Genomic DNA, 22,217 nt, shown 5'->3' on the forward strand with positions numbered 1-22,217 from the left:
TCAGACGGGCTCGCGCAGCAGCTCGACCGCCTCGGGGAAGGTGAGCCCCCCGCCCTCGCGGCGGGCCGCCGCGAAGTCCTCCTCGCCCAGGTACCCGCGCAGGCGTACCGCGTCCTCGTCCAGACTCATCCGCTCCCACGGGGTGCAGGCGGTCTGCCGCAGCGCGTCGTGCGCGCCCAGCAACACCGCGGCGCGGCGCGCGGGGCCGCGGACGTCGTCGCCGTTCCGCAGACCCGCGATGGCGGTGAAGAGCGCGACGCCCGGCGGGAAGAGCAGCACGCCCATGCGCGGCCCGATGACCTGGCTGAGCGGGTGCCCCTCCATGGAGGCGACCGCCTCGACGAGATGAGGCAGGCCGCCGTGCGGGTCACCGGCCATGCCGGTGAGCCAGCCGCGGATGGCCGCGAGCAGTCCGACGATGAACGAGGGCATGCCGCGCGGTGGGTCGGACTGCATGACGTCGAGCAGCCCGAAGGCCTCGTCCAGTTCACCGCGCCGGGCGAGCAGGGCGATGAGGAGTACCTTGCCGTAGTAGTCCGCGTCGTCGCCCACCGGCCGGAAACGCGCGGCCTCGGCGACTCCCGCGCGGATCAGCCGCTCGCCCTCCTCGAGGTCGCCGGCGTTGGCGAGGGCGTCGCCGAGGCGGACCATCATGATCGGCACGTGCTGGTACGCACCGAGTTTGCGGGCGAGCTCGATGGCCTCGCGGCAGCTCTCCGCGGCACGCGCCCAGTCGCCGGCGTTGGCGGTCGCCTCGGCCTCCGCCGCCAGCGCCTCGGCCATCCCCCAGTCGTCGCCGACCCGGCCGAACAGCTCCCTGGCCTCGCGGATGTCGTCCATGGAGGCGTCGAGCCGGCCCTGCATGTCGTTCATCACCTTGGCGCGGAACTGCAGCGCGAACGCCAGCTCCCACACGCGGCCGTGCGACCGGCAGCTCTCCACCGTGCCGTCGATGAGCTCGGGCACGCGATCCAAGCGCCCGCTCAGGACGCCACCGAGCATGCGGAAGAGCCCGGGCCGAAGGCTGGACTGCGGCAGCTCCGGCGGGTAGGCCTCGATGATCGCCTCGCCCAGCTCGATCAGCCTCGGGTCGTTCCACACGTCGTGCTCGCCCATGTACGCGAACACCTCGCCGGTGCGCACCCAGCGCCGGGCCTCGGTGAGTTGCTGCGGCGTCATCGGCGGCGGGTCCTCCAGTGGCCCGCGGTCCAGCGGCGGGAGCCGCAGCGGCTCGGCGAAGGCGTCCACCGGGCTCATCGCGACCACCACGGCGGGCCAATGCCCGATCTCGCTGCGATAGTTGCGCATCTCCCAGAACCAGCTGCAGGACAGAACGAGGCAGAGCGCCTCCTGCTCGTCCCCGGTGTCCACCGCCCGGCGGATCGCGGCCCGCAGGTTCTCGTGCTCGCGCTCCAGCCGGTCCAGCCAGAGCAGTTGGCGCGGTCCGCGCAGCTCCGGGTCGGCGGTGCGGGCGTACTCACGGAAGTACGTGGTGTGGCGGCGCCCCACGGTGTCGCGCTCACCGGCCTCGTCGAGGCGTTCGGCGGCGTACTCGCCGATCGTCTCCAGCATCCGGTAACGCGCGCCGTCCTCGGCCAGGTCGGCGACGACCAGCGACTTGTCGACGAGCGAGGCCAGAACGGAGGCGATGTCACGGGCGTCCACGGCGCCGCCGTCCTCGCCGCACACCGCCTCGGCGGCGGCCAGGTCCCAGCCGCCGGCGAACACCGCGAAACGCCGCAACACGATCCGCTCGGCCTCGCTGAGCAGGCCCCAGCTCCAGTCGACCACCGCGCGCAGCGTCTGCTGGCGGGGCAGCACGGTGCGACTGCCGGCGGTCAGGATGCGGAAGCGGTCGTCGAGCCGGCCCGCGAGCTGACGGGGCGTCATCATCCGCAGCCGGGCCGCGGCCAGTTCGATGGCGAGCGGCAGCCCGTCGAGGCGGCGGCACAGCTCGGCGCAGGCCTCCGGGTCCTCGTCCGAGGTGAAGCCGGGTCGCGCCGCCGCGCCGCGGTCGGCGAGCAGCCGCAGGGCGGGGGTCTGCGGCAGCGGGTCCAGCGGCCGGATCAACTCGCCGGGCACACCCAGCGGTTCCCGGCTGGTGGCCAGCACCGCCACCCCGGGGCAGTGCGCGAGCAGCCGCTCCGCGAGCTCGGCGGCGGCGCCGATCACGTGCTCGCAGTTGTCCAGGACCAGCAGCATGCGGCGTTCCGCGCAGTACTCGGCGAGCTGCAGCAGCGGGTCCTTGGCCGCGCCCCCCTTCGCCTCGGCGGCCAGCGCCGCCTCGGTCGCCGAGGCGGCGTGCAGCAGCGTCTCGCGCAGGCCCAGCGCGTTCACCACGGCGACGGCCACGGTGCGCGGGTCCTCCACGGGTGCCAGCTCCGCGAACCAGACGCCGTCCGGCCAGCGGTCGGCGACCAGGTCGCCGGCCTCCTGCGACAGGCGGGTCTTGCCGGTGCCGCCGGGGCCGGTGATGGTGACCAGCCGTGCCGCCGCCAGGTCCGCGGCGATCGCGGACAGGTCGCTCTCGCGGCCCACGAAGCTGGTCAGCCGGGCGCGCGCGTTGCCGAGCCGCGCCGGGCTCCCGGACGGGGGCGCCGGGGCGGGGGTGGCGGAGGCGGGGGCGAGGGCGGAGGCGGGGGCGGGGGCAGAGGCGGAGGCGGGGGCGGAGGCGGAGGCGGAGGCGGAGGCGGGAGGATTCAGCAGCTCGGCGTGGAGGGCGCGCAACTCCGGGCCCGGATCGGTGCCCAGGGTCTCGGCGAGCTCGCGCCGCACCTCCTCGTACGCCACCAGCGCGTCGGCGCCCCGGCCCGCCTCGCCCAGCGCGCGCAGCCGCAGCACCTGCACGGCCTCGTTCAGCGGATGGGCCACGGCCAGCTCCACGGCCTCCGGCAGCACCTGCTCGGCACGCCCGAGCGCCACCTCCGCGGTGATCCGCAGCCGCTGGGCGTCCAGCCGCAGCGCGTCGTAGCGGGGCGCGACGGACGTGCGTTCCGGGAGGTCGGCGAGCACCGGGCCGCGCCACAGCGCGAGCGCGCAGTCCAGGGCCTCGACGGCCTTGGCCGCGTCACCGTCGGCCAGCGCCCGGCCGCCGTCCTGCACGAGCCGCTCGAAGCGGTACAGGTCCACGGCGTCCGGCACGGCGACCAGGCGGTAGCCGCCGTCCACCGATCCGACCGCCTCGTGCCCGATCGCCCGCCGCAACCGGGCCACCAGTGCCTGCAGCGCCCCTGTGGCGTCGGAGGGCGGTTCGTCCTCCCACACCTCGCCGATCAGCGCGTCGGTGGTCCGCACCCGCCCGGGGCGCAGCGCCAGTGCGGCGAGCAGCGCCCTCAGCCGCGCACCGGCCAGCGGAACGACGGTGCCGTCGTCGCGATGAGCCTGGGTCGTCCCGAGAATGCCGTAGCGCACGCCCCCCATTCTGTCCGAGCGGCCGGTGCCTCCGCCCCCGGGTCGTGGTTGCGGCCGCGATGGGAAACCGCGCTAACGCGGCGCCGCAGACGAAGAACCGGTCACCTGCCTTCGCACGCGTCCGCCCGGAACTCCCCCATCGACGTCGTGGCGTTGCCGTCCCCGTCGGTGCCCGGCTCCCCCATGCCCTTGTACCAGCGGACCTGACCGGGCTCGAGCCCGGCGAACTGCGCCGCCGTGAAACTCACGTGCGCCGTCGACCAGGAGTTGTCCCGGGTCCAGCCGTACAGGCTGTAGGTGCGGTGCGGTGTGAAGGGGACGGACGCGGGCACCTCGGCGCTCCAGCCCCTGCCGCCGCTCTCCAGCAACCACGTGGTGAACCCGGTGGCCGGCTTGCCGCGGCTCCACCTGCCGAGGCGAGCCGGGGCGTCGTCCGCGTCGGAGTCGTAAAGCGTGGCCCCGTCGATGTGGTCGTGGCAGACCACTATCACCCCCAGCGGCCTGCCGTCCTCGCTCACGGAGATACCGGTGGTACCGGCCACCGGCACGGTGCATCCGGTCAATGTGCCGAGCACGGCGATGCCGAGCAGCGCCGGCACGGCGAACCTCTTCCACGTCATGACTCCCCCGTCCTGACCGAGCACTACCAGGCCCCCCGGCCCCGGACGCCTCCAGGGTGCCTCCGTCCCCGCCCCGGCGCGACGGAACGTGCACGATCGATGACGTATCGCAACGCTGTCGCGACCCGGACGTCCGCGGGCCGCCGAACCGCAGGACCGCCTTGCCCCAGGAACGTCCGGCGTTGCCGGGGCGTTATCCCGCCGTGGGTGTGCCCGGCGGCGGCCGGATGGCATGATCGGGCGGCCAGCACCACGACCGACGACGCACCGCCACCGCAGGAGCCCGCACGATGACCACCGCAGCAACCCGCAGTGAACGGCAGATCAGCCCGATCTTCCTCGGCCTGGTCGCGATCATGGCCGTGTCGGGCTGGGCGGTGTGGACGGGCTTCTCCACCAGCACCGGCTTCGCCGTGTTCCTCTTCGTCGTGTCCGGCTGGATCGTCTCGCTGTGCCTGCACGAGTACGCGCACGCCCGCACCGCGCTGCACGGCGGCGACATCTCGATCGGCGCCAAGGGCTACCTGACCCTGAACCCGCTGAAGTACACGCACGCGCTGCTGAGCATCGTGCTGCCGGTGATCTTCGTGATCCTGGGCGGCATCGGCCTGCCCGGCGGCGCCGTATTCATCGAGCGGGGCCGGATCCGAGGCCGGTGGAAGCACAGCCTCATCTCGGCCGCGGGGCCGCTGACCAACGTGCTGTTCGCGATCGCCCTGATGCTGCCCTTCACCCTCGGCCTCATCACGCTGGACAGCGCCCACGCGCCCTTCGCGTCCGCCCTGGCGTTCCTGGCGATGCTGCAGGTCACGGCGGCGATCCTGAACCTGCTGCCGGTGCCGGGCCTGGACGGCTACGGCGTGATCGAGCCCTGGCTGTCGTACCGGACGCGGCGCCAGCTGGAGCCGTTCGGGCAGTTCGGGCTGCTGGCCGTCTTCGGTGTGCTGTGGATCCCCGAGGTCAACGCCGCGTTCTTCGGCTTCATCCACTCCGTGACGGCGGCCTTCGGCATCCCGGACGGGCTGTCGGGCCTCGGCTACGCCTTCTTCCAGTTCTGGAAGGGCGACCCGTTCAGCCAGTGATCCGCTGTTCGGCGGACTCCCGCTCCGCCCGCGCCTTGCGCAGGTAGTACCAGCACATGTTGCTGGTGAGGCCCGCGATCAGGATCCAGAAGACGCCGAGCCAGCTGCCCTCCACGAAGGAGACGACGGCGGCGGCCACGGCGAGCGCGCACAGGACGAGCGCGTAGAGGGCGAGGCGGGGCATGGGGGGCGGCTCCTGTCGGGTCGGGCACGAACCCGGCCATTGTCCCCCATGCCCCCGCGGCCCTACACGTCGGTCAGGCGCAGACCGGCGTGGGACTTGTAGCGGCGGTTGACCGAGATCAGGTTGGCGACCAGCGCCTCCACCTGGTGGGCGCCCCGCAGCCGGCCGGCGAAGACGCCGCGGACGCCGGGGATGCGCGCGGCCAGGGCCTGGACCAGGTCGGTGTCGGCGCGGCTGTCGCCGAGGACGAGGACGTCGGTGTCGATCGAGGCGATCTCCGGGTCCTCGAGCGTCACGGCGGACAGGTGGTGGAAGGCGGCGGTGACGCGGGACTCCGGCAGCAGCGCGGCGGCCTGCTGCGCGGCGCTGCCCTCCTCGGGCTTCAGGGCGTAGGCGCCCTGCTTGTCGAAGCCCAGCGGGTTGACGCAGTCGACGACGAGCTTGCCGGCCAGCTCGTCGCGCAGCGCCTCCAGGGTCTCGCCGTGGCCCTCCCACGGGACGGCGACGATGACGACGTCGCTGCGGCGGGCGGTCTCCGCGTTGTCCGCGCCCCGCACCCCGAGGCCGAGCCGGTCGGCCGTGGCCTGGGCGCGGTCCGCGGCGCGCGAGCCGATGATCACCTGCTGGCCGGACTTGGCGAGCCGGTACGCCAGGCCGCGGCCCTGCGGGCCGGTGCCGCCGAGGACGCCGACGACGAGGCCCGACACGTCGGGCAGCTCCCAGGGGTCCTTCGCCGGGGCCTTGGGGGCGGGGGTCTCATTGCCACTGTCAACAGTCATACCGCGATCCTGCCAGGTGGGGGCGGCGCGTGGCCCGCGCAGGCGCTGTGACGCGCCCCTCGGCGCCCGGCCCGCCGGCGCTGCTCCGCCGCTGCCGCGCGGGCTGTCCGCGGTGCGCGGAAGTCCCCGTACGCACCGGTATCGGCTCGGGCGACGACGGATGTGGGGTATGACATCGATGCGCGGCCGCGGGGTGGACGCAGGACGTCCCTTGTCCCGTGCGGGCCGCACGGGACAGCTGACGGAACGTCAAAGCGCGGAACAGCACAGGGAAAGGCGGCCACCCGTGACCAGAACCGCCGGCAGGAGCCGCGGCCCGAGGCTCCAGGACCGCATCATCGAGCTGATCCACGAACAGCGGCTCGCCCCCGGCGCCACCCTGCCGACCGAGCCGCAGTTGATGGACCTGCTCGGTGCGAGCCGCAACAGCGTGCGCGAGGCGGTGCGGGCGCTGCAGGCGCTGGGCATCGTGGAGATCCGGCACGGCACGGGGACGTTCGTCGGGGAGGCGCCGCTGGCGGTGCTGAAGCCCTCGCTCACCTTCCAGCTACGGTCCCGGGCGCGCGCCCTGGCCGACCTCGTCGCGGTGCGCGAGCTGCTCGAGGTCGGCCTGATAGCCGAGGTGGCCGGGACGATACCGCCGCGGCGGCTGGACGAACTCGACGCGCTCGCCGCCCGGATGGCCGACGACCCGGACGCGGACCGCGCCTTTCACGCGCTGCTCTACTCCTCCTGCGGCAACGAGCTCGTGCTGCAGCTCGTCGACCTGTTCTGGAGCGCCTGCCACGAGGCCGGCGCCGCCCTGGCGCCCGCCGACGACCCGGCCGAGCGCGTCGTCGCCGACCACCGCGCCGTCGTCGGCGCGCTGCGCACCGGGGACGCGGACGCGGCCAGGGCCGCCATGCGGCGGCATTTCACGGAGGTGCGGGATCGGGTGTCCCGGGCCCTGCCCGCGGACGGCGCGGACTGACCCGTTCGGGTGAGCACGGCGCGAAGCGGGGCCGGGCGGCGGCGCGGTCCGCGAGGATGCGGGGATGGATGCCGTACGGGTGGAGGTCGTCCGTGAACTGCTGGCCGGGAGCGAGTGGCCGGAGCTGACCCGGTGCTTCGCCGGCTCGCTGCGCGGGTCCGTCCGCCGGGGGGCCGCGGGCGGGCTGCTGCTCGTCGGGAGCGGAGGCTACGAGCCCTGGCACATGGCGGCCCATCTGGACGACGAGGCCGCCTGGAGCGGGCTGCCCGAGCTGTCACCGACCCTGGTGCGGCACCGCGTGCCGCCGGGCGCGCCCCCGCACCTCTCGGTCGGGGCGGCCCGTCTGGAGGCGGCGGGCAGGGGCGAGACGGTACTGGTGGTCACCCCCGAGCGGGCCGACGCCGGGCTGCTGGAGCGGGTGGACGACGCGCGGCGTTCCGGCGCGACGGTGCTGGCCATGGACGCGGGCGACCCGGAGCTGCGCGGGCTGGCGCACGACGCCCTCACCGTGCCGCCGGAGCCCTCCGAGGTCGGCATGGACGTGCTGCAGCACCTGGTCAGCGCGGCAGCCGGACGCCGGGTGCGGCTGCGCGACCGGCTGCCGCGATTCGCGCGGCTCGCCGAGCAGTTGGTGTCGCCACCACCGGCGAGCTGGTAGGAAGCGGTCCATGACCGCAACCGGGACCGATCCGCTCCGCCCACTGCGCGGGGTCGTGCCACCTCTGTGCACCCCGCTCACGGAGACGGGGGACGTCGACACCGAGGGACTGCGGGCCCTGGTCGGGCATGTGCTCTCGGCCGGGGTGCACGGGGTCTTCGCCCTGGGTTCCAGCGGCGAGACGGCCTTCCTCACCGACGCGCAGCGGCGCACCGCGCTCACGGCGGTCGTGGAGGCCGTCGGGGGCCGGGTTCCCGTGCTGGCCGGTGTCGTCGACATGACCACCCCGCGCGTCCTGGAGCACGCCCGGGCCGCCGTCGCGGCCGGCGCCGACGCCCTGGTGGCGACCGCGCCCTTCTACGCGGCGACGCATCCGGTGGAGATCGCCGACCACTTCCGGCGGGTGCGGGACGGGGCGGACGGGGTGCCGCTGTTCGCGTACGACATCCCCTCGGCGGTGCACACGAAGCTGCCCGCCGCGACCGTGCTGGCCCTGGCGGAGGAGGGCACGCTGGCCGGCCTGAAGGACAGCAGCGGTGCCGACGGCCCCATGCGCCGACTGCTGACCGAGCTGCGCCATCGCGGCCTGGACCCCTTCTTCACCCTGCTCACCGGGTCCGAACTCGCCGTGGACGGCGCCCTCCTGGCGGGGGCGCACGGCGTCGTCCCCGGCCTCGGCAACGTCGATCCGCACGGATACGTACGGCTCCACGCGTACGCCGTCGCGGGACGCTGGCGGGAGGCCGCGGCGGAGCAGGACCGGCTCGCGCGGCTGTACGCGATCGTCGACGCGGGGGCGGACTCCATGCCGATGGGCCCGGGTTCCTCGGCGCTGGGCGCCTTCAAGGCGGCGCTGCGGCTGCGCGGCGTCATCGGCTGCGCGGCCACGGCGCCCCCGCAGGTCCCGCTGGACGACACCGCCGTCGCGGTGGTCCGGCAGCGGCTGGCGGCCGCGGGGCTGATGCCCTGACGGTTCCGGACGGTGCCCGGCCGGACCGGGACGTGCCCGGCGGAGGAAAAACCCGGTTGCGCCGGAGGACCCGCGCGCGGAGCATGCGACCTCGTGTCCAGAATCCTTCCCGACCTCGCACCGTGGCGGACCTCGCGCGACTTCCGCCTGATGTGGTGCGCGGGCCTCATCACCAACTTCGGCAGCTTCCTGACCTTCGTCGCCGTCCCGGTCCAGATCAAGGCGCTGACCGGCTCGACGCTCGCGGTCGGCGCCCTCGGGGCCGTCGAACTGGTGCCGCTGATCGTCTGCGGGCTGTACGGAGGGGCACTCGCGGACGCCCTGGACCGGCGCAAGCTCATCCTGTGGACGGAGGCGGCCCTTGGGGTGCTGTCGGCCGTGCTGCTCGCCAACGCCCTGCTGCCGCGGCCGTTGATCTGGCCGTTGTACGTGGTCGCCGCGCTGACCAGCGCGCTGAGCGGGCTGCAGCGGCCGGCCCTGGACGCGATCGTGCCGCGTATCGTCCCGCACGAGCAACTGACCGCTGCCGCCTCGCTCAACGCGCTGCGCTGGCAGATCGGGGCGATCGCGGCGCCCTCCCTGGCGGGTGTGCTGATCGCGTACGCCGGCCTGCGGTGGGCGTACGCCATCGACGCCCTCACCTTCGCCGTCTCCGTCGTCCTGGGCCTCGGGCTGCGGCCCTCGCCGCCCTCGCACGACGCCAAGGGCCCGTCGCTGCGCTCGATCGCGGAGGGGGCGCGCTACGCGTGGAGCCGCAAGGAGTTGCTGGGCACCTATGCGGTGGACATCGCCGCGACCGGGCTGGCGTTCCCGATCGCCGTGTTCCCCTTCCTGGCGGACGAGCTGGGCGCGCCCTGGTCGCTGGGCCTGATGTACGCGGCCCTGCCGGCCGGTGCGCTGCTGATGAGCCTCACCGGCGGCTGGTCGTCGCGGGTGCACCGGCACGGACGGGCGATCGTGCTGGCCGCGGCGGGCTTCGGCCTGTGCATGGCGGCGGCCGGCTGGTCCCGCAATGTGTGGCTGGTGCTGGCCTTCCTGGCGCTGGCCGGCGCCTTCGACATGATCAGCGGGGTGTTCCGGGCCACGATCTGGAACCAGACCATCCCCGACTCACTGCGCGGCCGGCTGGCCGGCATCGAACTGCTCTCCTTCACCCTCGGCCCGCAGCTCGGCCAGGTGCGGGCCGGCGGATCGGCCGCGCTGCTGGGCCTGCGCACCTCGGTGTGGACCGGCGGCCTGGCGTGCGTGGCGGCGGTCGGGGCGCTGGGCGTCTGCCTGCCGACGCTGATGACGTACGACGCAAGGACCAACGAGCACGCGGTGGGCATGAGAAAGGCGGCGGAGGACGCGGTGTCCTCCGCCGCCTGACCCGTGGGGGGCGGGAGTCCGATCAGCCGGTGAAGCCGGCGGTGATCGAGGTGAACTGCCAGGTGCTCTGGTTGATGCCGGAGCAGTTGCTGGTCACGCCACCGCCGGGGCACGGGCGGTCCCGGTTGACGGCCCAGTACGCGAGCCGGGCGATGTGGTGGGAGTTGGCCCAGTCCCGGATCTGGGTCCAGATGGCCGGGGTGGTGGTCTCCTGCTGGTCGCTCAGCCCGTTCATGCCGGAGATGCCGAGGTGGGCGTAGGCGGTGGCGTCGTCCCAGCCGAAGGTGGACTTCAGCTTGGCTTTCAGGCCCTCGGCGGCGTTCACGGTGTTGCCGTACATGTCGGCGCCGCCGCCGAAGTCGAACGGCATGATCGTGAAGACGTCGATGTTCGCACCGAGCGCGTTGGCCCGCTCGACGAGGCGGTTGCCCCAGTAGCTGGGACCGGTCGTCGACGTGCCGAAGGTGACGATGGTGCGGATGCCGGGGTTGTTCTGCTTGACGATCCTCAGGGCGTTCAGGACGCGGTCCTGGACGACCTCGCTCTCGAACTCGTCGGTGTTCTCGATGTCGACGTCGATCGCCTTGAGGCCGTAGGCGTCGATCACCTTCTGGTACGCGCCGGCGAGCGCCTCGGGCGTTGAGCAGTTGGGCCCGAGCTTGTTGCCGCTCCAGCCGCCGATGGACGGGACGATGTCGCCGCCCGCGGCGCGGATGGCGTTGATGGTGGACTGGTCGGTGCCGCCGGTCAGCGGCCGGGAGCCGTCCCAGGCGGGGTTGCAGCCGCCGGAGGAGAGGATGAAGGCCATCGTGAACCACTTGATGCCGGTGGCGCTCATCACCGTGGACGGGCTGGGCGGGTCGCCCCAGCCGAGGTAGAGGTAGGGCGCGGCCTGCTTGAAGCCGGTGCCCCCGCCGCCGCCCGCGTTGGTGGTGACCGACACCGCGTTGGAGGCGGCCGAGGTGTTGCCCGCGGCGTCGCGCGCCTTGACGGTGAAGGTGTACGCGGTGCTCGCGGCCAGGCCGGTGACGGTGGCGGAGGTGCCGGTCACGGTGGTGGCCAGGGTGCTGCCGCGGTAGACGTCGTAGCTGGTGACGCCGGTGTTGTCGGTGGCGGCGTTCCAGGACAGCGACACGCTGGAGGAGGTCTTGCCGGTGGAGGTGAGGCCGCTGGGCGCGGTGGGCGCCTGGGTGTCACCGCCGCCGGGGCCGTCGAGGCTGATGTCGTCGGCGTTGTAGGTGCCCTGGGCGTACCAGCCGTGCACGTAGATCTGGACGCTGGTCTGCGAGGCGCCGGTGGTGAAGGGGACGGTCAGCTGGGTGTAGGAGGCGGCGGACGGGGTCCAGGTGGACGCGCCGCCGGTCACTCCGAGGTAGACGTACGCGCCGCGCACCCAGCCGGAGAGCGAGTACGCGGTGTTCGGCTGCACGGAGACGGTCTGGGTGCACTGGGCGGTGTCGCTGCTGCTGACCGCGCCGGCGAGTGCCTTGGTGCCGCTGTGCACGGGGCTGCCGACGACCGATCCGCCCGAGCAGGACCAGCCGGAGAGGCTGCCGCTCTCGAAGCCCGGGTTGGCGACGAGGTTGGCTGCCTGGGCGGTGCCTGGCAGGGCGATCAGGCTGCCGGCGGCCGCGAGGAACGCGGCGGTGAGGCCGGCCAGGATGCGGGATCTGCGGGATCTGCGCGATCCGGTACGGGGGACATGACGACGGAAGAGCACGTGACCTCCCTGTGAGGGGGGCGGGGGGCTGCGCTGGGCGAGTGGTCTGGACCGTTGGTCTGGACCTGTCATCGCGGATTGAAGCGAAGTGTCGTGCTCCCGTCAAGAGGTCCGGACCACCGCCGCTTCCCGGCACGGCAGCGGCCCGGACCGGCCGCGGGGTTCCGGTCAGCCCACGCGCTCGATGCGTGCCTTCCTGATCAGGAACTTGCCGGGTTCCCTGACCTGCTCGAAGGCCGCGTTGTTCAGCAGCGCGCAACTCCCTGAGGTCGAGGTCACCGACACCGTGGTCGACTTGTTGTTGTCCAGGTTGGTCACCTTGAGCTTGGTACCGAGCGGGAACTGGTTGCTGGAGGCGGCGGGCGCGCCGGCCTCGCCGGAGAGGGTGACCGTCGAGCCCGCACAGACGACCTGACCGCCGGCGCCGCCCGCCGGCGGCGCGGCCTGGCCCTGGTTCTGGCCCTGGTTCTGGTTCTGCCCCTGGTTCTGGCCCTGGCCCTGTCCGGCGGGGGCCGCGGGCGCCGCCTGGGCGGCCCCGCAACCGGAGGCCTCCCGCTGCACGTTGATCTGCTTGATCACGGCCTCACGATTGGCGATCCGGGCCGCCGACTGGGCGTCGGGGTTGGCACGTTGACCCGCGATGAAGCTCTCGTTGTTGCGCAGCGCCTGGTCGAGTCCGTCGCACACCACCGAAGCGTGACCCATGCTCATCGTCACCACGGCGAAGCCGCCGGCCAGGGTGGCCGCGCCGGTCACGAGCGCGATCTTCTGCTTGGTGCTCATCGTGCGTTTCCTGGACATGGGGCCCCTTTCCTCCGACCGGCCGTCGGTCGGATCCGGTCCACGTGCCCTTGGAAACGGATCGTCGTTGGTCTGGACCTCAATCCGTTCGGAATCCCGGACAGGAAGAGGGACCGTGTGCTACGGGCGGGTAGCCTCGCCGTCCCAGCGAACCACCAGCCTCCCGCCCTCCTCCGCCACCCCGTGCCCGAACGCGGCACAGGCGCGCCGGAACCGCCGGGCGATCCAGGCCCGTTCACCGCGGTCGGCCAGGCGGGTGAAGCAGTAGTCGAGGGCGATCGGCACCGCCTCCAGCCGGACGGGACGGTGGCCGGCGGGGTCGAAGGTGACGAGGAACAGCAGGCCGCGGTCGTTGCGCAGCCGCGGATCGGTCGCGTAGTCGTCGACGAAGTCGCCGAGGTCGTAGAGCACCCCGTCCGTCACGCCGTGGAAGACGTGCGCGGAACTGCCCGCCACGAGCGTGGCGCCCGCCGTGCGCAGGGCCGCGGCGGCGTCGCGGATGTAGCGGGCCGGCGCGGTGGTCATGTTGGGCCCCCAGTGCGGGGTGACGAGCACAGCCGCGGTCCGGGCGCGCAGGGTCGTGACGGCGTCGGTCAGCCAGCGCGGGACGCCCTCGCCCAGATCGGCGTAGGCCACCCCGGGGCGGTCCGGTCCCGCGGCGTACTCGGCCGGGTGGTCGGTGACGCCGAGGACGCCCAGGCCCGTGGCGTCCGCGGCACCCGGCCGTCCGCCCAGCAGCGCCGGGGCGCGCGCCGCGGTCACGTCCGGGCCGGCCCCGACGGTGGCGATCCCGGCCGCGGCCAGGTGCTCCAGCGTGTCCAGCAACGCCGCCCTCCCGTAGTCCAGGGCGTGGTTGTTGGCCAGGTTGACGCAGCTCACACCGAGGTGCCGGAGGGCGCGCACGGCGACCGGCGGGGCGCGGAAGAAGAAGGACTTGAAGGGGTCGGGCCAGGGCTCGCCGCGGTCGGAGATCGCGCACTCCAGGTTGAGGACGAAGAGGTCCGCCTCCCGCGCGACGGCCACGACCTCCTCGGAGAACAACGCCTCCGGAGGGGCCTCGGCCAGCCGCGCGGCGACCATGCGGCCGAGCATCGTGTCGCCGGCCAGCCCGAGCTTCACCCTTCCATCGTGCACCCGGCCCCCGGCCGGGTCACTCCTCCCCGTCCTCCCGCCCGCGGTCCTTCCACCGCGGGTCGTTCTCCCACTGCAGGTTCCGCTCGGCGGCCGTCTCCATCGCCCGCTCCGCGTCCGCCCGGCTCGGGTACGGCCCCATCCGGTCCTTGGCGGGGCACTCCGGTCCTTCCTCTACCTTGTGGTGCTCTATGCAGTAGAACCACTCGCCAGGTTTCCCCGCGGGCTTGCGGACTCGCCTGAACAGCGCCATCGTCCCTCCTCGTACGACGTCCTGCCGCCATGCTGCCCGAACGGCCGCCGATACACTCGCTGACATGTCTGTCCTGGTTCCCGGCAAGCTCTCCCCCACCCGTTCCGTGCCCGCCTCGATCCCGCGTCCGGAGTACGTGGGCCGGCCGGCGCCGCGGCCGTACGACGGCCCCGAGGTGCAGTCGGCGGAGACGATCGAGAAGATGCGGATCGCCTCGCGGATCGCCTCGCAGGCCATGGAGGAGGCGGCCAAAGCCATCGCGCCCGGCGTCGCCACCGACGAGCTGGACCGGATCGCGCACGAGTACATGTGCGACCACCAGGCCTACCCCTCGGACCTCGGATACCGGGGTTTCCCCAAGTCGCTGTGCTCCTCGATCAACGAGGTCATCTGCCACGGCATCCCCGACTCCACCGAGCTGCGTGACGGCGACATCGTCAACCTCGACGTGACCGCCTACATCCACGGGGTGCACGGGGACACCAACGCCACCTATCTCGTCGGTGAAGTGGCCGAGGAATCAAGGCTGTTGGTGGAACGCACCCGGGAATCGCTGAACCGCGCCATCAAGGCGGTCAAGCCGGGACGGCAGATCAATGTGATCGGCCGCGTCATCGAGTCCTACGCCAAGCGATTCGGTTACGGCGTCGTGCGCGACTTCACGGGCCACGGCATCAATACCGCCTTCCACTCCGGCCTGATCGTCCCGCACTATGACGACCCCCGCGCGACCACGGTCATGAAGCCGGGGATGACCTTCACCATCGAGCCGATGCTGACCCTGGGCACCCACGAGTACGAGATCTGGGACGACGGCTGGACGGTCGTCACCAAGGACCGCAAGCGCACCGCGCAGTTCGAGCACACCCTTGTGGTGACGGACACGGGCGCGGAGGTACTGACACTGCCTTGACCCTTCCATTACCTTTCCTTTGCCAAAAACGGGGAAAGGCGCGGAGCGCCTCGGATAGGTTAGGCAAGCCTTCCACAGGAAAGGCTTACCTAAGCTGTTCCACTGAGCCGCCAGGAGATCGCATGTCCGCCGTCCGCATGTCCGCAGTAGCCGCCGCCGGCATAGTGGTCGCCGTCACGGCCGTCACCGGGTGCGCGGAGAAGGCGGACGACAAGTCCTCGGACGCCGTCACGGTCACCGCGACGGACACCGCGTGCGAGGTCTCCAGGACCGGTTTCCCGGCCGGCCACGTGCAGCTCGCCGTGGAGAACAAGGGCTCGAAGGTCACCGAGGTCTACGTCTACACGTCCAGCGGCAAGATCGTGACCGAGCGGGAGAACATCGGCCCCGGCACCAAGGCCACCATCACCGCCGAGATCAAGGCCGGTACTTACGAGATCGCCTGCAAGCCCGGCATGAAGGGCGACGGCATCCGCCAGAAGATCACCGTCACCGGCAAGGGCGCCGCCAAGGCCGACCCACGCCTGGACGCCGCCGTGGCCGCGTACCGCAAGTACGTCCAGGAGCAGGCCGACCAGACCATCCCGGTGGTCCAGCAGTTCGCCGACGCCGTCAAGGCGGGCGACGTGGAGAAGGCCAAGTCGCTCTTCGCGCCCTCCCGTGTCGGCTGGGAGCGCACCGAGCCGGTGGCCGAGTCCTTCGGCGACATCGACCCGCTGACCGACACCCGCGAGGACGGTCTGGAGGACGGCCAGAAGTGGACCGGCTGGCACCGGCTGGAGAAGTCCCTGTGGCAGGACGAGAAGGCCGGGGCCGAGGAGGGCGCCCTCGCCGACCAGCTGGTCTCGGACCTGAAGGACTGGCGGACCCGGGTAGGCACGGCCGACATCACCGCCACCAGCATGGCCAACGGCGCCAAGGAGCTGCTGGACGAGGTCGCCACTGGCAAGATCACCGGTGAGGAGGACCGCTACTCCCACACCGACCTGTCGGACTTCCACGCCAACGTCGAGGGCGCCCTGAAGGCGTACGAGCTGCTGAAGCCGGTCGCCGCCGGGAAGGACGCGGCGCTGACCGCCGAGCTGGACAAGCGGTTCCCGGCCCTGACGACGCTGCTCGACACCTACCGCAAGGGCGGCAGCGCGACGGAGTTCGTCTCCTACGACACGGTCGGCAAGGACCGACGCAAGGAGCTCTCGGACGCGGTCAACGCGCTCGCCGAGCCCCTGTCGAAGCTCGCCGCGGCCGTCGCCAAGTAATCCGAGGGGACAGCGGACCATGTCCGAAGAGACCGTCACATACACGTCACGGCGCAGGGTGCTCGGCTGGACCGGTGCCGGCGTCGTCGCCGCGGCCGCCGCGGCCGGCGGCGCCGTGGCCGCCGTCCGCTCCGGGGACGACGTGCAGCCCGCGGGTGCCGCGGGCAGCGCGATCGCCTTCCACGGGGTGAACCAGGCCGGCATCACGACCCCGGTGCAGGACCGGCTCCACTTCGCGTCCTTCGACGTCAAGACCGAGGACCGCGAGGAACTGGTCGCGCTCCTGAAGGAATGGACCGATGCCGCCCGGAAGATGACGCAGGGCCGGCCGGTCGGCGAGGGCGCGGTCGGCGGCCTCGCCGAGGCCCCGCCGGACGACACCGGCGAGGCGCTGGGCCTGCAGGCCTCGCGGCTCACCCTCACCATAGGCTTCGGCCCCTCGCTGTTCACCACGAAGGACGGCGGGGACCGCTTCGGCCTCAAGGCGCACCGCCCCGAGGCGCTGGTGGACCTGCCCAAGTTCCCCGGCGACGCCCTCGACCCGAACCGCAGCGGCGGCGACCTGTGCATCCAGGCCTGCGCGGACGACCCGCAGGTGGCGGTGCACGCCATCCGCAACCTGGCCCGGATCGGCTTCGGCAAGGTCGCGATGCGCTGGTCGCAGCTCGGCTTCGGCAAGACCTCATCGACCACGCCCGAGGAGCAGACCCCGCGCAACCTGATGGGCTTCAAGGACGGCACGCACAACGTCGCGGGCTCCGATCGGGCCGCTCAGGACAAGCACGTGTGGGTGTCCTCGAAGGACGGCCCGTCCTGGATGGCCGGCGGCTCGTACCTGGTCGCCCGCCGCATCCGGATGCACATCGAGACCTGGGACCGCACCCCGCTGCGGGAGCAGGAGCAGATCTTCGGCCGGACGAAGGGCGAGGGGGCCCCGATCGGCAGGCAGCGCGAACACGACGCACCGGACTTCAAGGCGATGCTCCCGGACGCGCACGTCCGGCTGGCGCACCCCGACAACAGCGGTGTGACGATCCTGCGCCGCGGCTACTCCTTCACCGACGGCACCGACGGCCTGGGCCGCCTGGACGCCGGGCTGTTCTTCATCGCGTACCAGCGCGACGTCCGGGACGGCTTCGTGCCGCTGCAGATGCGGCTGGCGAAGCTCGACTCCCTCAACGAGTACATCCAGCACGTGGGTTCGGCCGTCTACGCCGTACCGCCGGGCGTCCGCGACGCGGACGACTGGTGGGGCCGCGAGCTCTTCCAGACCAACTGAAGGGAAGTGACGGCGGTGTTCGCCAACTACCTGATCGGGCTCCGGGAGGGCCTGGAGGCCAGCCTGGTCGTCTGCATCCTGGTCGCCTACCTGGTGAAGACCGGCCGCAAGGAGAAGCTGCCGCCGGTCTGGCTGGGCGTGGGCACCGCGGTCCTGGTGAGCATGGCCTTCGGCGCGGCCCTGCAGTTCGGCTCCTCCACACTCACCTTCGAGGCGCAGGAGGCGCTGGGCGGTTCGCTGTCGATCGTCGCGGTCGGCCTGGTGACGTGGATGGTCTTCTGGATGCGGCGCACCGCGCGGCACCTGAAGGCGGAGCTGCACGGCAAGCTGGACGCGGCCGTCGCCATGGGCACCGGTGCGCTGGTCGCCACCTCCTTCCTCGCCGTGGGACGTGAGGGGCTGGAGACCTCGCTCTTCATCTGGACGGCCGTGCAGGCCACGGACGACGGCGTGCGTCCGCTGGTGGGCGCGGTACTGGGCCTGCTGACCGCGGCGGTGCTGGGCTGGCTGTTCTACCGGGGCGCGCTGCGCATCAACCTCGCCAAGTTCTTCACGTGGACCGGCGCGATGCTGGTCGTGGTGGCGGCGGGCGTGCTCGCGTACGGCTTCCACGACCTGCAGGAGGCCGACTGGCTGCCCGGGCTGGGCGCGCGGGCCTTCGACATCGCCGAGCAGATCCCGGTGGACTCCTGGTACGGGACGCTGCTCAAGGGCGTGTTCAACTTCCAGCCCGACCCGACCTGGCTGCAGGTCACGGTCTGGGCGCTGTATCTCGTACCGGCGCTGTTCCTCTTCCTCCGCCCCGGTAGGGTTACGGCGCCGTCCGCCGCAGCCCCGAAGGAGCCCACGACCGATGACCCGCAGGCCGCGATTCCTGCCGGCGCTCGCCCTGCTGGCGCTGACGGCGACACCGCTGACCGGGTGCGTGACGGTGCACGGGGAGCGGGCGCTCGTCCCGGCGGTGACGAAGGCTGAGGCCGCCAAGGCCCTGGACCGCTTCACCGAGGTCAACAACGAGGCGAACAAGAACCTCGACGCGAAACTGATCGCCACCGTCGAGAGCGGCCCCCTCGGCGCCGTCGACGGGGCCGGTCTGCGCGCCCGGCACGCCGTCGAGCCCGGCGGCAACCACGGCTTCAAGGCGCTCGAACTCGGCGACCCGCGCTTCCTGATACCCCGCCAGGTGGGCTGGCCCAAGTGGTTCGTGGCCGACGTCGCGCCGGAGCTGGGCGGCGCCGGCTCCGGCACGAACCGCTGGCTGATGGTCTTCGAACGGGGCGGCGCCCGCGAAGCGTGGCGCGTGTCGTACGTCGCCTCCGTACGGGCCTCCGCCATCCCGGAGTTCACCCGTGACGCGCAGGGGTACGTGGAGCCGGTGCAGGCCGAGGGGTCGGGGCTGGTGGTGGATCCCGGCGAGCTGGGCGGCGCCTACACCGGCTACCTGGCCAAGGGCGACGCCAAGGACGCGTCCGTGTTCGCCCCGGGCTCGTCGACCTCGGAGCTGATCACCAGCCGGGCGAAGAGCGCCCGTACCGCCCAGTCGGCCACCCAGTACGCCGACCAGCCCGCCACGGAGGGGGACTTCGCCCCGCTCGGGCTGCGCACCAAGGACGGCGGCGCACTGGTCTTCTTCGCCACGCACCACACGGCGAAGATCACCATGCTGCGGGCGGGCGTCACGCCGCGGGTCGACATGTACACCAAGGCACTGATGACCGGCACCCCGGACACGTCGGTGACGCTGGGCCGGGTCGCCCGCCAGGCCGTGCTCGTCCCGTCGAAGAAGGACGGCGGCGGTCAGGTCATCTTCCTCACCCGCACCGTGGGCCTGGTCGCCGCGCGCGGGGAGTGACCGGCGGGGGGCGGTGCGGGCTGGGGCGAGCGGCCGGGGTCAGTGCAGCCAGCCTGCCGTCTCGGGCTCGGGCTCGATCTGGGCGCAGGCGTCGGTCAGCACCCCGAGCAGCGGCAGCGGGTCGGGCAGCGCCCGGTCCGGGCCGTGACCGGTGACCCACGCCACGGTGGCGCCGGAGGGCAGCCGCGAGGGCGGGAGCAGCACATAGCTGGCGCGGCAGTGCCAGCGCAGTCCCGGGTGCTCGTCGAGGGTCTCCGGGTGGCAGTCCAGTTCGCAGGGCCACCACTCGTCCTCGTCGGCCGTGGCACGGGTGGCGGTGAAGAACAGCATCCGCCCGTCGGTGACCGCGACGGGACCGGCCGCGGAGCCCTCGGCGGCCAGCCGCTCCAGGGCGATCCGGCCCGCCTCTGCGGGTACGTCCAGGACGTCGTGGGCGATGCCGGTGGCGGTGATGAAGTTGGCCAGCGGGTGCGTGCGCAGCCAGCGCCTGACCTGCTCGGGGTCCGTGGTGGCCTGGGTCTGCCAGGCGAACGAGACGGGGTGCGTGCCCGGGGTGGGACAGCCGATCCGGTCACAGGAACAGCGGTAGCCCGAGACGGGCGACGGATGGGCGGCCGGTGCCAGCGGCAGCCCCGCGTCCGCGGCCTCCAGCACGAGCTCGTCCCGGCGCAGGTCGTCCCCGTTCCGGCCACCGGCGGCCGCGCGGACCGCGGCCCCGTCCACTCCGGCACCACGCTCCCCCGTCTTGCGGCGCAGCCAGTCGGACAACCTGCCCTTGGTGACCATCGAGCCCCTTTCCTCGCCCGTGAACCCTTGCTCCACCTTATGTAACGAGGTAAAGGCCGTTGGAGGAATCCACGGATGGTTGGAACCGTCCTGCTCCCCGTCCGCATTCCGGCCGCACACGGGTCCCCCGGGGAGGGGCGGCTCCGTCCCGGCCGATTCGGCCCCGCATATCGGGGCAAACAGTTGGAATGACATATGAGGGATTCAGCTGACATTCAGCTATGTTTTCCACGTCGCCGCTGGTCGCGGCAGTCTCGGCGCGGCCCGCACCGACCTCGCCGGCCGTGACCACTGTCACCCGCGGAACGGCACGTCGACCGCCCCGGGAGGTCGATCCGCGCTCGCCTGGGTTTCCGACAGCTTGTCGGCAACCCAGCGACTCAGGTCTACCTGAGTCGCGACGATTCCTGCAGGCCCGACGCAGGAGGATTCCCTTGACGCCGGCCCACGGCTCCGCGACCGCACCGTTCTCGGCCGTCATCCGCTCCGCCAGCCACGACCGGCACACCGAGGCGGAGACCTCGGTCTTCATCGACGACCGCGGCCAGGGCTCGCCGTGCCGTCTCCGCCAGGGCCGGGCGGCCCAGGCACGCGCGCGGTTCAGGCGCTCCCCGGCGAGATACCGGCCGACGCCGGTGAGCGCGGCGGCGGGAGCCCGAAGGGACGGTTCCCCGCGCCCGGCAGCCCCGACTCATCTGACCAGCCTGTCCGCCGGCGTCGCGGGGGCTCGCGTCCGGCGGCGCCGGCGTCGGCGTCCCCGTCAGTGCGGGTCCCCAGGACGACCGGGGCTGCTAACCCAGGGGGGAGGTCCAGCCCGAGGGGTCGACTCCGCCCGGGACGGGGGCCGTCGGGTCGTAAGGGGTGCGGGTGAAGACGAAGGAGCCGAGGTCGAGATGGCTGACCGCGCCGTCGGGGGTGCGCACGGCGCGGAGGGTCTCGCCGTCGTAGTAGCCGTCCAGGCCGGTCCAGGTGCCGTCCGGTTCCGCGCGGAAGCGGGCACCGCGGGCGGTGCCGGACAGGGCGGCCAGTTCCAGGTCGCGGCCGGTGCGCAGGCGCAGAACGTGGGAGGCGGTGCCCCAGTACCAGGGGCCGGTGAGGGCGAGCAGTTCCGGGTCGGGGTCGGAGACCGGCCGCCAGGGCTCGGGGATGCGGGGCTCGCGTTCGGCGACGAGGCGCAGCAGGTCGGCGGCGATCGTCGTGGCCGGGGCGCCGGTGGTGGAGTTGGCGAGGACGACCGCGCCGAGGCCCTCGGCGACGTCGCACCACAGCCCGGCCACGAAACCGGGCATCGAGCCGCCGTGGCCCACCAGCACCCGGTCGCCCGGGGCCTTCGCCAGTTGAACGCCGAGGCCCTGGTCGCCGCCCGGCGCGGCCGGCCTCCGCATCTCCTCCAGCGTCGCCGGCGCCAGCACGCGCTCGTCGCCCGCGGCGAGGAAGGCCGCCCAGCGGCACAGGTCGTCGGCGGTCGACCACAGTTCGCCCGCCGGGGACATCAGCCCGGTGTCCTGCACGGCCTCGGCCATCATCAGCTCGGCGTACGGGTGGACGGCCCAGCCGCCGGCGTGCGGGGCACGCGGGCGGCGCGTCGTACGGGTCATCCCCAGCGGCTGGAGGACCTCGGAGGTCAGCACCTCGTCCCAGGGCCGGCCGTCGTGGAGCGCCTCGACGACGGCGCCGAGCAGAGCGTACCCGGGGTTGGAGTAGTGGTGGCGTTCGCCGGCGGGGTGCAGCCGCGAGGTCCCGCCGAGGAGGTCGGCCGTCTCCGGGCGCAGCTCGCCGGGCGTGCGCTCCCACCAGGGTCCGGGGGTCTCCGCGGCCAGTCCCGCGGTGTGTGTGAGGAGTTGGCGCACGGTGACCCCGTCCGCCGGGGTGCCGCCGATGTGCTTCTCGACCGGGTCGTCAAGGCCGAGGCGCCCGGCGTCGCGCAGCCGCATCACCAGTACGGCCACGAAGGTCTTGGTGATGGAACCGATCCGGTACTGGGTGTCCCCGTCCGGGGCGTGCCCGTCCACGCAGGAACGCGCCCCGGTCCACACGTTCTCGCCGTCCCGGACGACGGCCGCCACGAGGGAGGGGGTACGGCTCTGGGACTGGGCGACCGCGACGCGGTGCAGCAGCGCCCGGCGGGTGTCGGGGAGCAGGGCGGCGTCGGGGTCGGTGTGCGGTGTCGGCATGCGCTCA

Annotated in this window: 20 protein-coding genes; 10 read left to right on the forward strand and 10 right to left on the reverse strand. The window is 73.0% G+C overall.

From position 1 onward, the window contains the following. Both AC3EUJ_RS12325 and AC3EUJ_RS12330 read right to left on the reverse strand, forming a co-directional pair. Nucleotides 1-3,420: an AfsR/SARP family transcriptional regulator gene (locus AC3EUJ_RS12325; RefSeq protein WP_431961150.1), complete on the reverse strand. Its 3,420-nt coding sequence runs from the start codon at nt 3,418-3,420 to the stop codon at nt 1-3. Between the two features lie 92 nt (nt 3,421-3,512). Beyond that, entirely contained in the window at nt 3,513-4,031 is a 519-nt protein-coding gene (locus AC3EUJ_RS12330; protein ID WP_431961151.1) for a hypothetical protein, read from the reverse strand. A 290-nt stretch (nt 4,032-4,321) separates the two neighbouring features. Between AC3EUJ_RS12330 and AC3EUJ_RS12335 the strand changes: the two genes are divergently transcribed. Continuing rightward, a complete protein-coding gene (locus AC3EUJ_RS12335; RefSeq protein WP_431961152.1) occupies nt 4,322-5,113 on the forward strand; it encodes a site-2 protease family protein in 792 nt (263 codons plus the stop codon). On the opposite strand, the gene AC3EUJ_RS12340 is transcribed toward AC3EUJ_RS12335, so the two are convergent. After that, a complete protein-coding gene (locus tag AC3EUJ_RS12340; protein ID WP_431961153.1) occupies nt 5,103-5,297 on the reverse strand; it encodes a hypothetical protein in 195 nt (64 codons plus the stop codon). The two genes, AC3EUJ_RS12335 and AC3EUJ_RS12340, sit on opposite strands and share 11 nt — an antisense overlap. Nucleotides 5,298-5,359: 62 nt before the next feature. Then, complete coding sequence (npdG, locus tag AC3EUJ_RS12345; protein ID WP_431961154.1) at nt 5,360-6,076, reverse strand: NADPH-dependent F420 reductase; 717 nt, start codon at nt 6,074-6,076, stop codon at nt 5,360-5,362. Between the two features lie 286 nt (nt 6,077-6,362). On the opposite strand from npdG, the gene AC3EUJ_RS12350 reads away from it, so the two are divergent. From AC3EUJ_RS12350 to AC3EUJ_RS12365, 4 genes are all read left to right on the forward strand, one after another. After that, on the forward strand, nt 6,363-7,046 hold the full coding sequence (locus AC3EUJ_RS12350) for a FadR/GntR family transcriptional regulator (RefSeq protein ID WP_431961155.1): 684 nt from the start codon (nt 6,363-6,365) through the stop codon (nt 7,044-7,046). Nucleotides 7,047-7,110: 64 nt separating this feature from the next. Next, nucleotides 7,111-7,704, forward strand: a complete 594-nt coding sequence (locus AC3EUJ_RS12355) for a hypothetical protein (protein ID WP_431961156.1) — start codon at nt 7,111-7,113, stop codon at nt 7,702-7,704. Nucleotides 7,705-7,714: 10 nt separating this feature from the next. Next, the gene (locus tag AC3EUJ_RS12360; protein WP_431961157.1) at nt 7,715-8,674 is read left to right on the forward strand and encodes a dihydrodipicolinate synthase family protein; all 960 of its coding nucleotides are present in this window, start codon (nt 7,715-7,717) and stop codon (nt 8,672-8,674) included. Nucleotides 8,675-8,824: 150 nt separating this feature from the next. Beyond that, nucleotides 8,825-10,042: an MFS transporter gene (locus tag AC3EUJ_RS12365; RefSeq protein WP_431961242.1), complete on the forward strand. Its 1,218-nt coding sequence runs from the start codon at nt 8,825-8,827 to the stop codon at nt 10,040-10,042. Nucleotides 10,043-10,064: 22 nt separating this feature from the next. Here the strand turns inward: AC3EUJ_RS12365 and AC3EUJ_RS12370 are convergent, their stop codons facing one another. The 4 genes from AC3EUJ_RS12370 to AC3EUJ_RS12385 all read right to left on the reverse strand — a co-directional run bounded on the left by AC3EUJ_RS12370 (nt 10,065) and on the right by AC3EUJ_RS12385 (nt 13,947). Beyond that, nucleotides 10,065-11,762 carry a carbohydrate binding domain-containing protein gene (locus AC3EUJ_RS12370; protein ID WP_431961159.1) on the reverse strand — a complete coding sequence of 566 codons (1,698 nt, stop codon included), beginning with the start codon at nt 11,760-11,762 and terminating at the stop codon, nt 10,065-10,067. 168 nt (nt 11,763-11,930) lie between these two features. After that, on the reverse strand, nt 11,931-12,563 hold the full coding sequence (locus AC3EUJ_RS12375) for a hypothetical protein (protein WP_431961160.1): 633 nt from the start codon (nt 12,561-12,563) through the stop codon (nt 11,931-11,933). 120 nt (nt 12,564-12,683) lie between these two features. Further along, nucleotides 12,684-13,682, reverse strand: a complete 999-nt coding sequence (locus AC3EUJ_RS12380) for a CapA family protein (protein WP_431961161.1) — start codon at nt 13,680-13,682, stop codon at nt 12,684-12,686. A gap of 31 nt (nt 13,683-13,713) precedes the next feature. Next, nucleotides 13,714-13,947: a hypothetical protein gene (locus AC3EUJ_RS12385; protein ID WP_431961162.1), complete on the reverse strand. Its 234-nt coding sequence runs from the start codon at nt 13,945-13,947 to the stop codon at nt 13,714-13,716. Between the two features lie 64 nt (nt 13,948-14,011). On the opposite strand from AC3EUJ_RS12385, the gene map reads away from it, so the two are divergent. The 5 genes from map (at nt 14,012) to AC3EUJ_RS12410 (ending at nt 19,250) form a co-directional block, all read left to right on the forward strand. Next, nucleotides 14,012-14,860 (forward strand): type I methionyl aminopeptidase, encoded by an 849-nt coding sequence (gene map, locus AC3EUJ_RS12390; RefSeq protein WP_431961163.1) that lies wholly within the window; start codon nt 14,012-14,014, stop codon nt 14,858-14,860. Nucleotides 14,861-14,982: 122 nt separating this feature from the next. Next, complete coding sequence (gene efeO, locus AC3EUJ_RS12395; RefSeq protein WP_431961164.1) at nt 14,983-16,119, forward strand: iron uptake system protein EfeO; 1,137 nt, start codon at nt 14,983-14,985, stop codon at nt 16,117-16,119. Nucleotides 16,120-16,138: 19 nt separating this feature from the next. After that, complete coding sequence (gene efeB / locus AC3EUJ_RS12400) at nt 16,139-17,398, forward strand: iron uptake transporter deferrochelatase/peroxidase subunit (protein WP_431961165.1); 1,260 nt, start codon at nt 16,139-16,141, stop codon at nt 17,396-17,398. Between the two features lie 15 nt (nt 17,399-17,413). Further along, complete coding sequence (gene efeU / locus AC3EUJ_RS12405; protein WP_431961166.1) at nt 17,414-18,373, forward strand: iron uptake transporter permease EfeU; 960 nt, start codon at nt 17,414-17,416, stop codon at nt 18,371-18,373. After that, nucleotides 18,312-19,250, forward strand: coding sequence for an SCO2278 family lipoprotein (locus AC3EUJ_RS12410; RefSeq protein ID WP_488180955.1), 939 nt, complete (start codon nt 18,312-18,314; stop codon nt 19,248-19,250). The genes efeU and AC3EUJ_RS12410 overlap by 62 nt, the downstream gene beginning before the upstream one ends. A gap of 39 nt (nt 19,251-19,289) precedes the next feature. Here AC3EUJ_RS12410 and AC3EUJ_RS12415 read toward each other — a convergent pair whose 3' ends face one another. Both AC3EUJ_RS12415 and AC3EUJ_RS12420 read right to left on the reverse strand, forming a co-directional pair. After that, a complete protein-coding gene (locus AC3EUJ_RS12415; RefSeq protein WP_431961167.1) occupies nt 19,290-20,036 on the reverse strand; it encodes a bifunctional DNA primase/polymerase in 747 nt (248 codons plus the stop codon). Nucleotides 20,037-20,827: 791 nt separating this feature from the next. Continuing rightward, nucleotides 20,828-22,210, reverse strand: coding sequence for a serine hydrolase domain-containing protein (locus AC3EUJ_RS12420; protein WP_431961168.1), 1,383 nt, complete (start codon nt 22,208-22,210; stop codon nt 20,828-20,830). Nucleotides 22,211-22,217: the final 7 nt, after the last annotated feature.

The organism is Actinacidiphila sp. bgisy160, assembly GCF_057707815.1.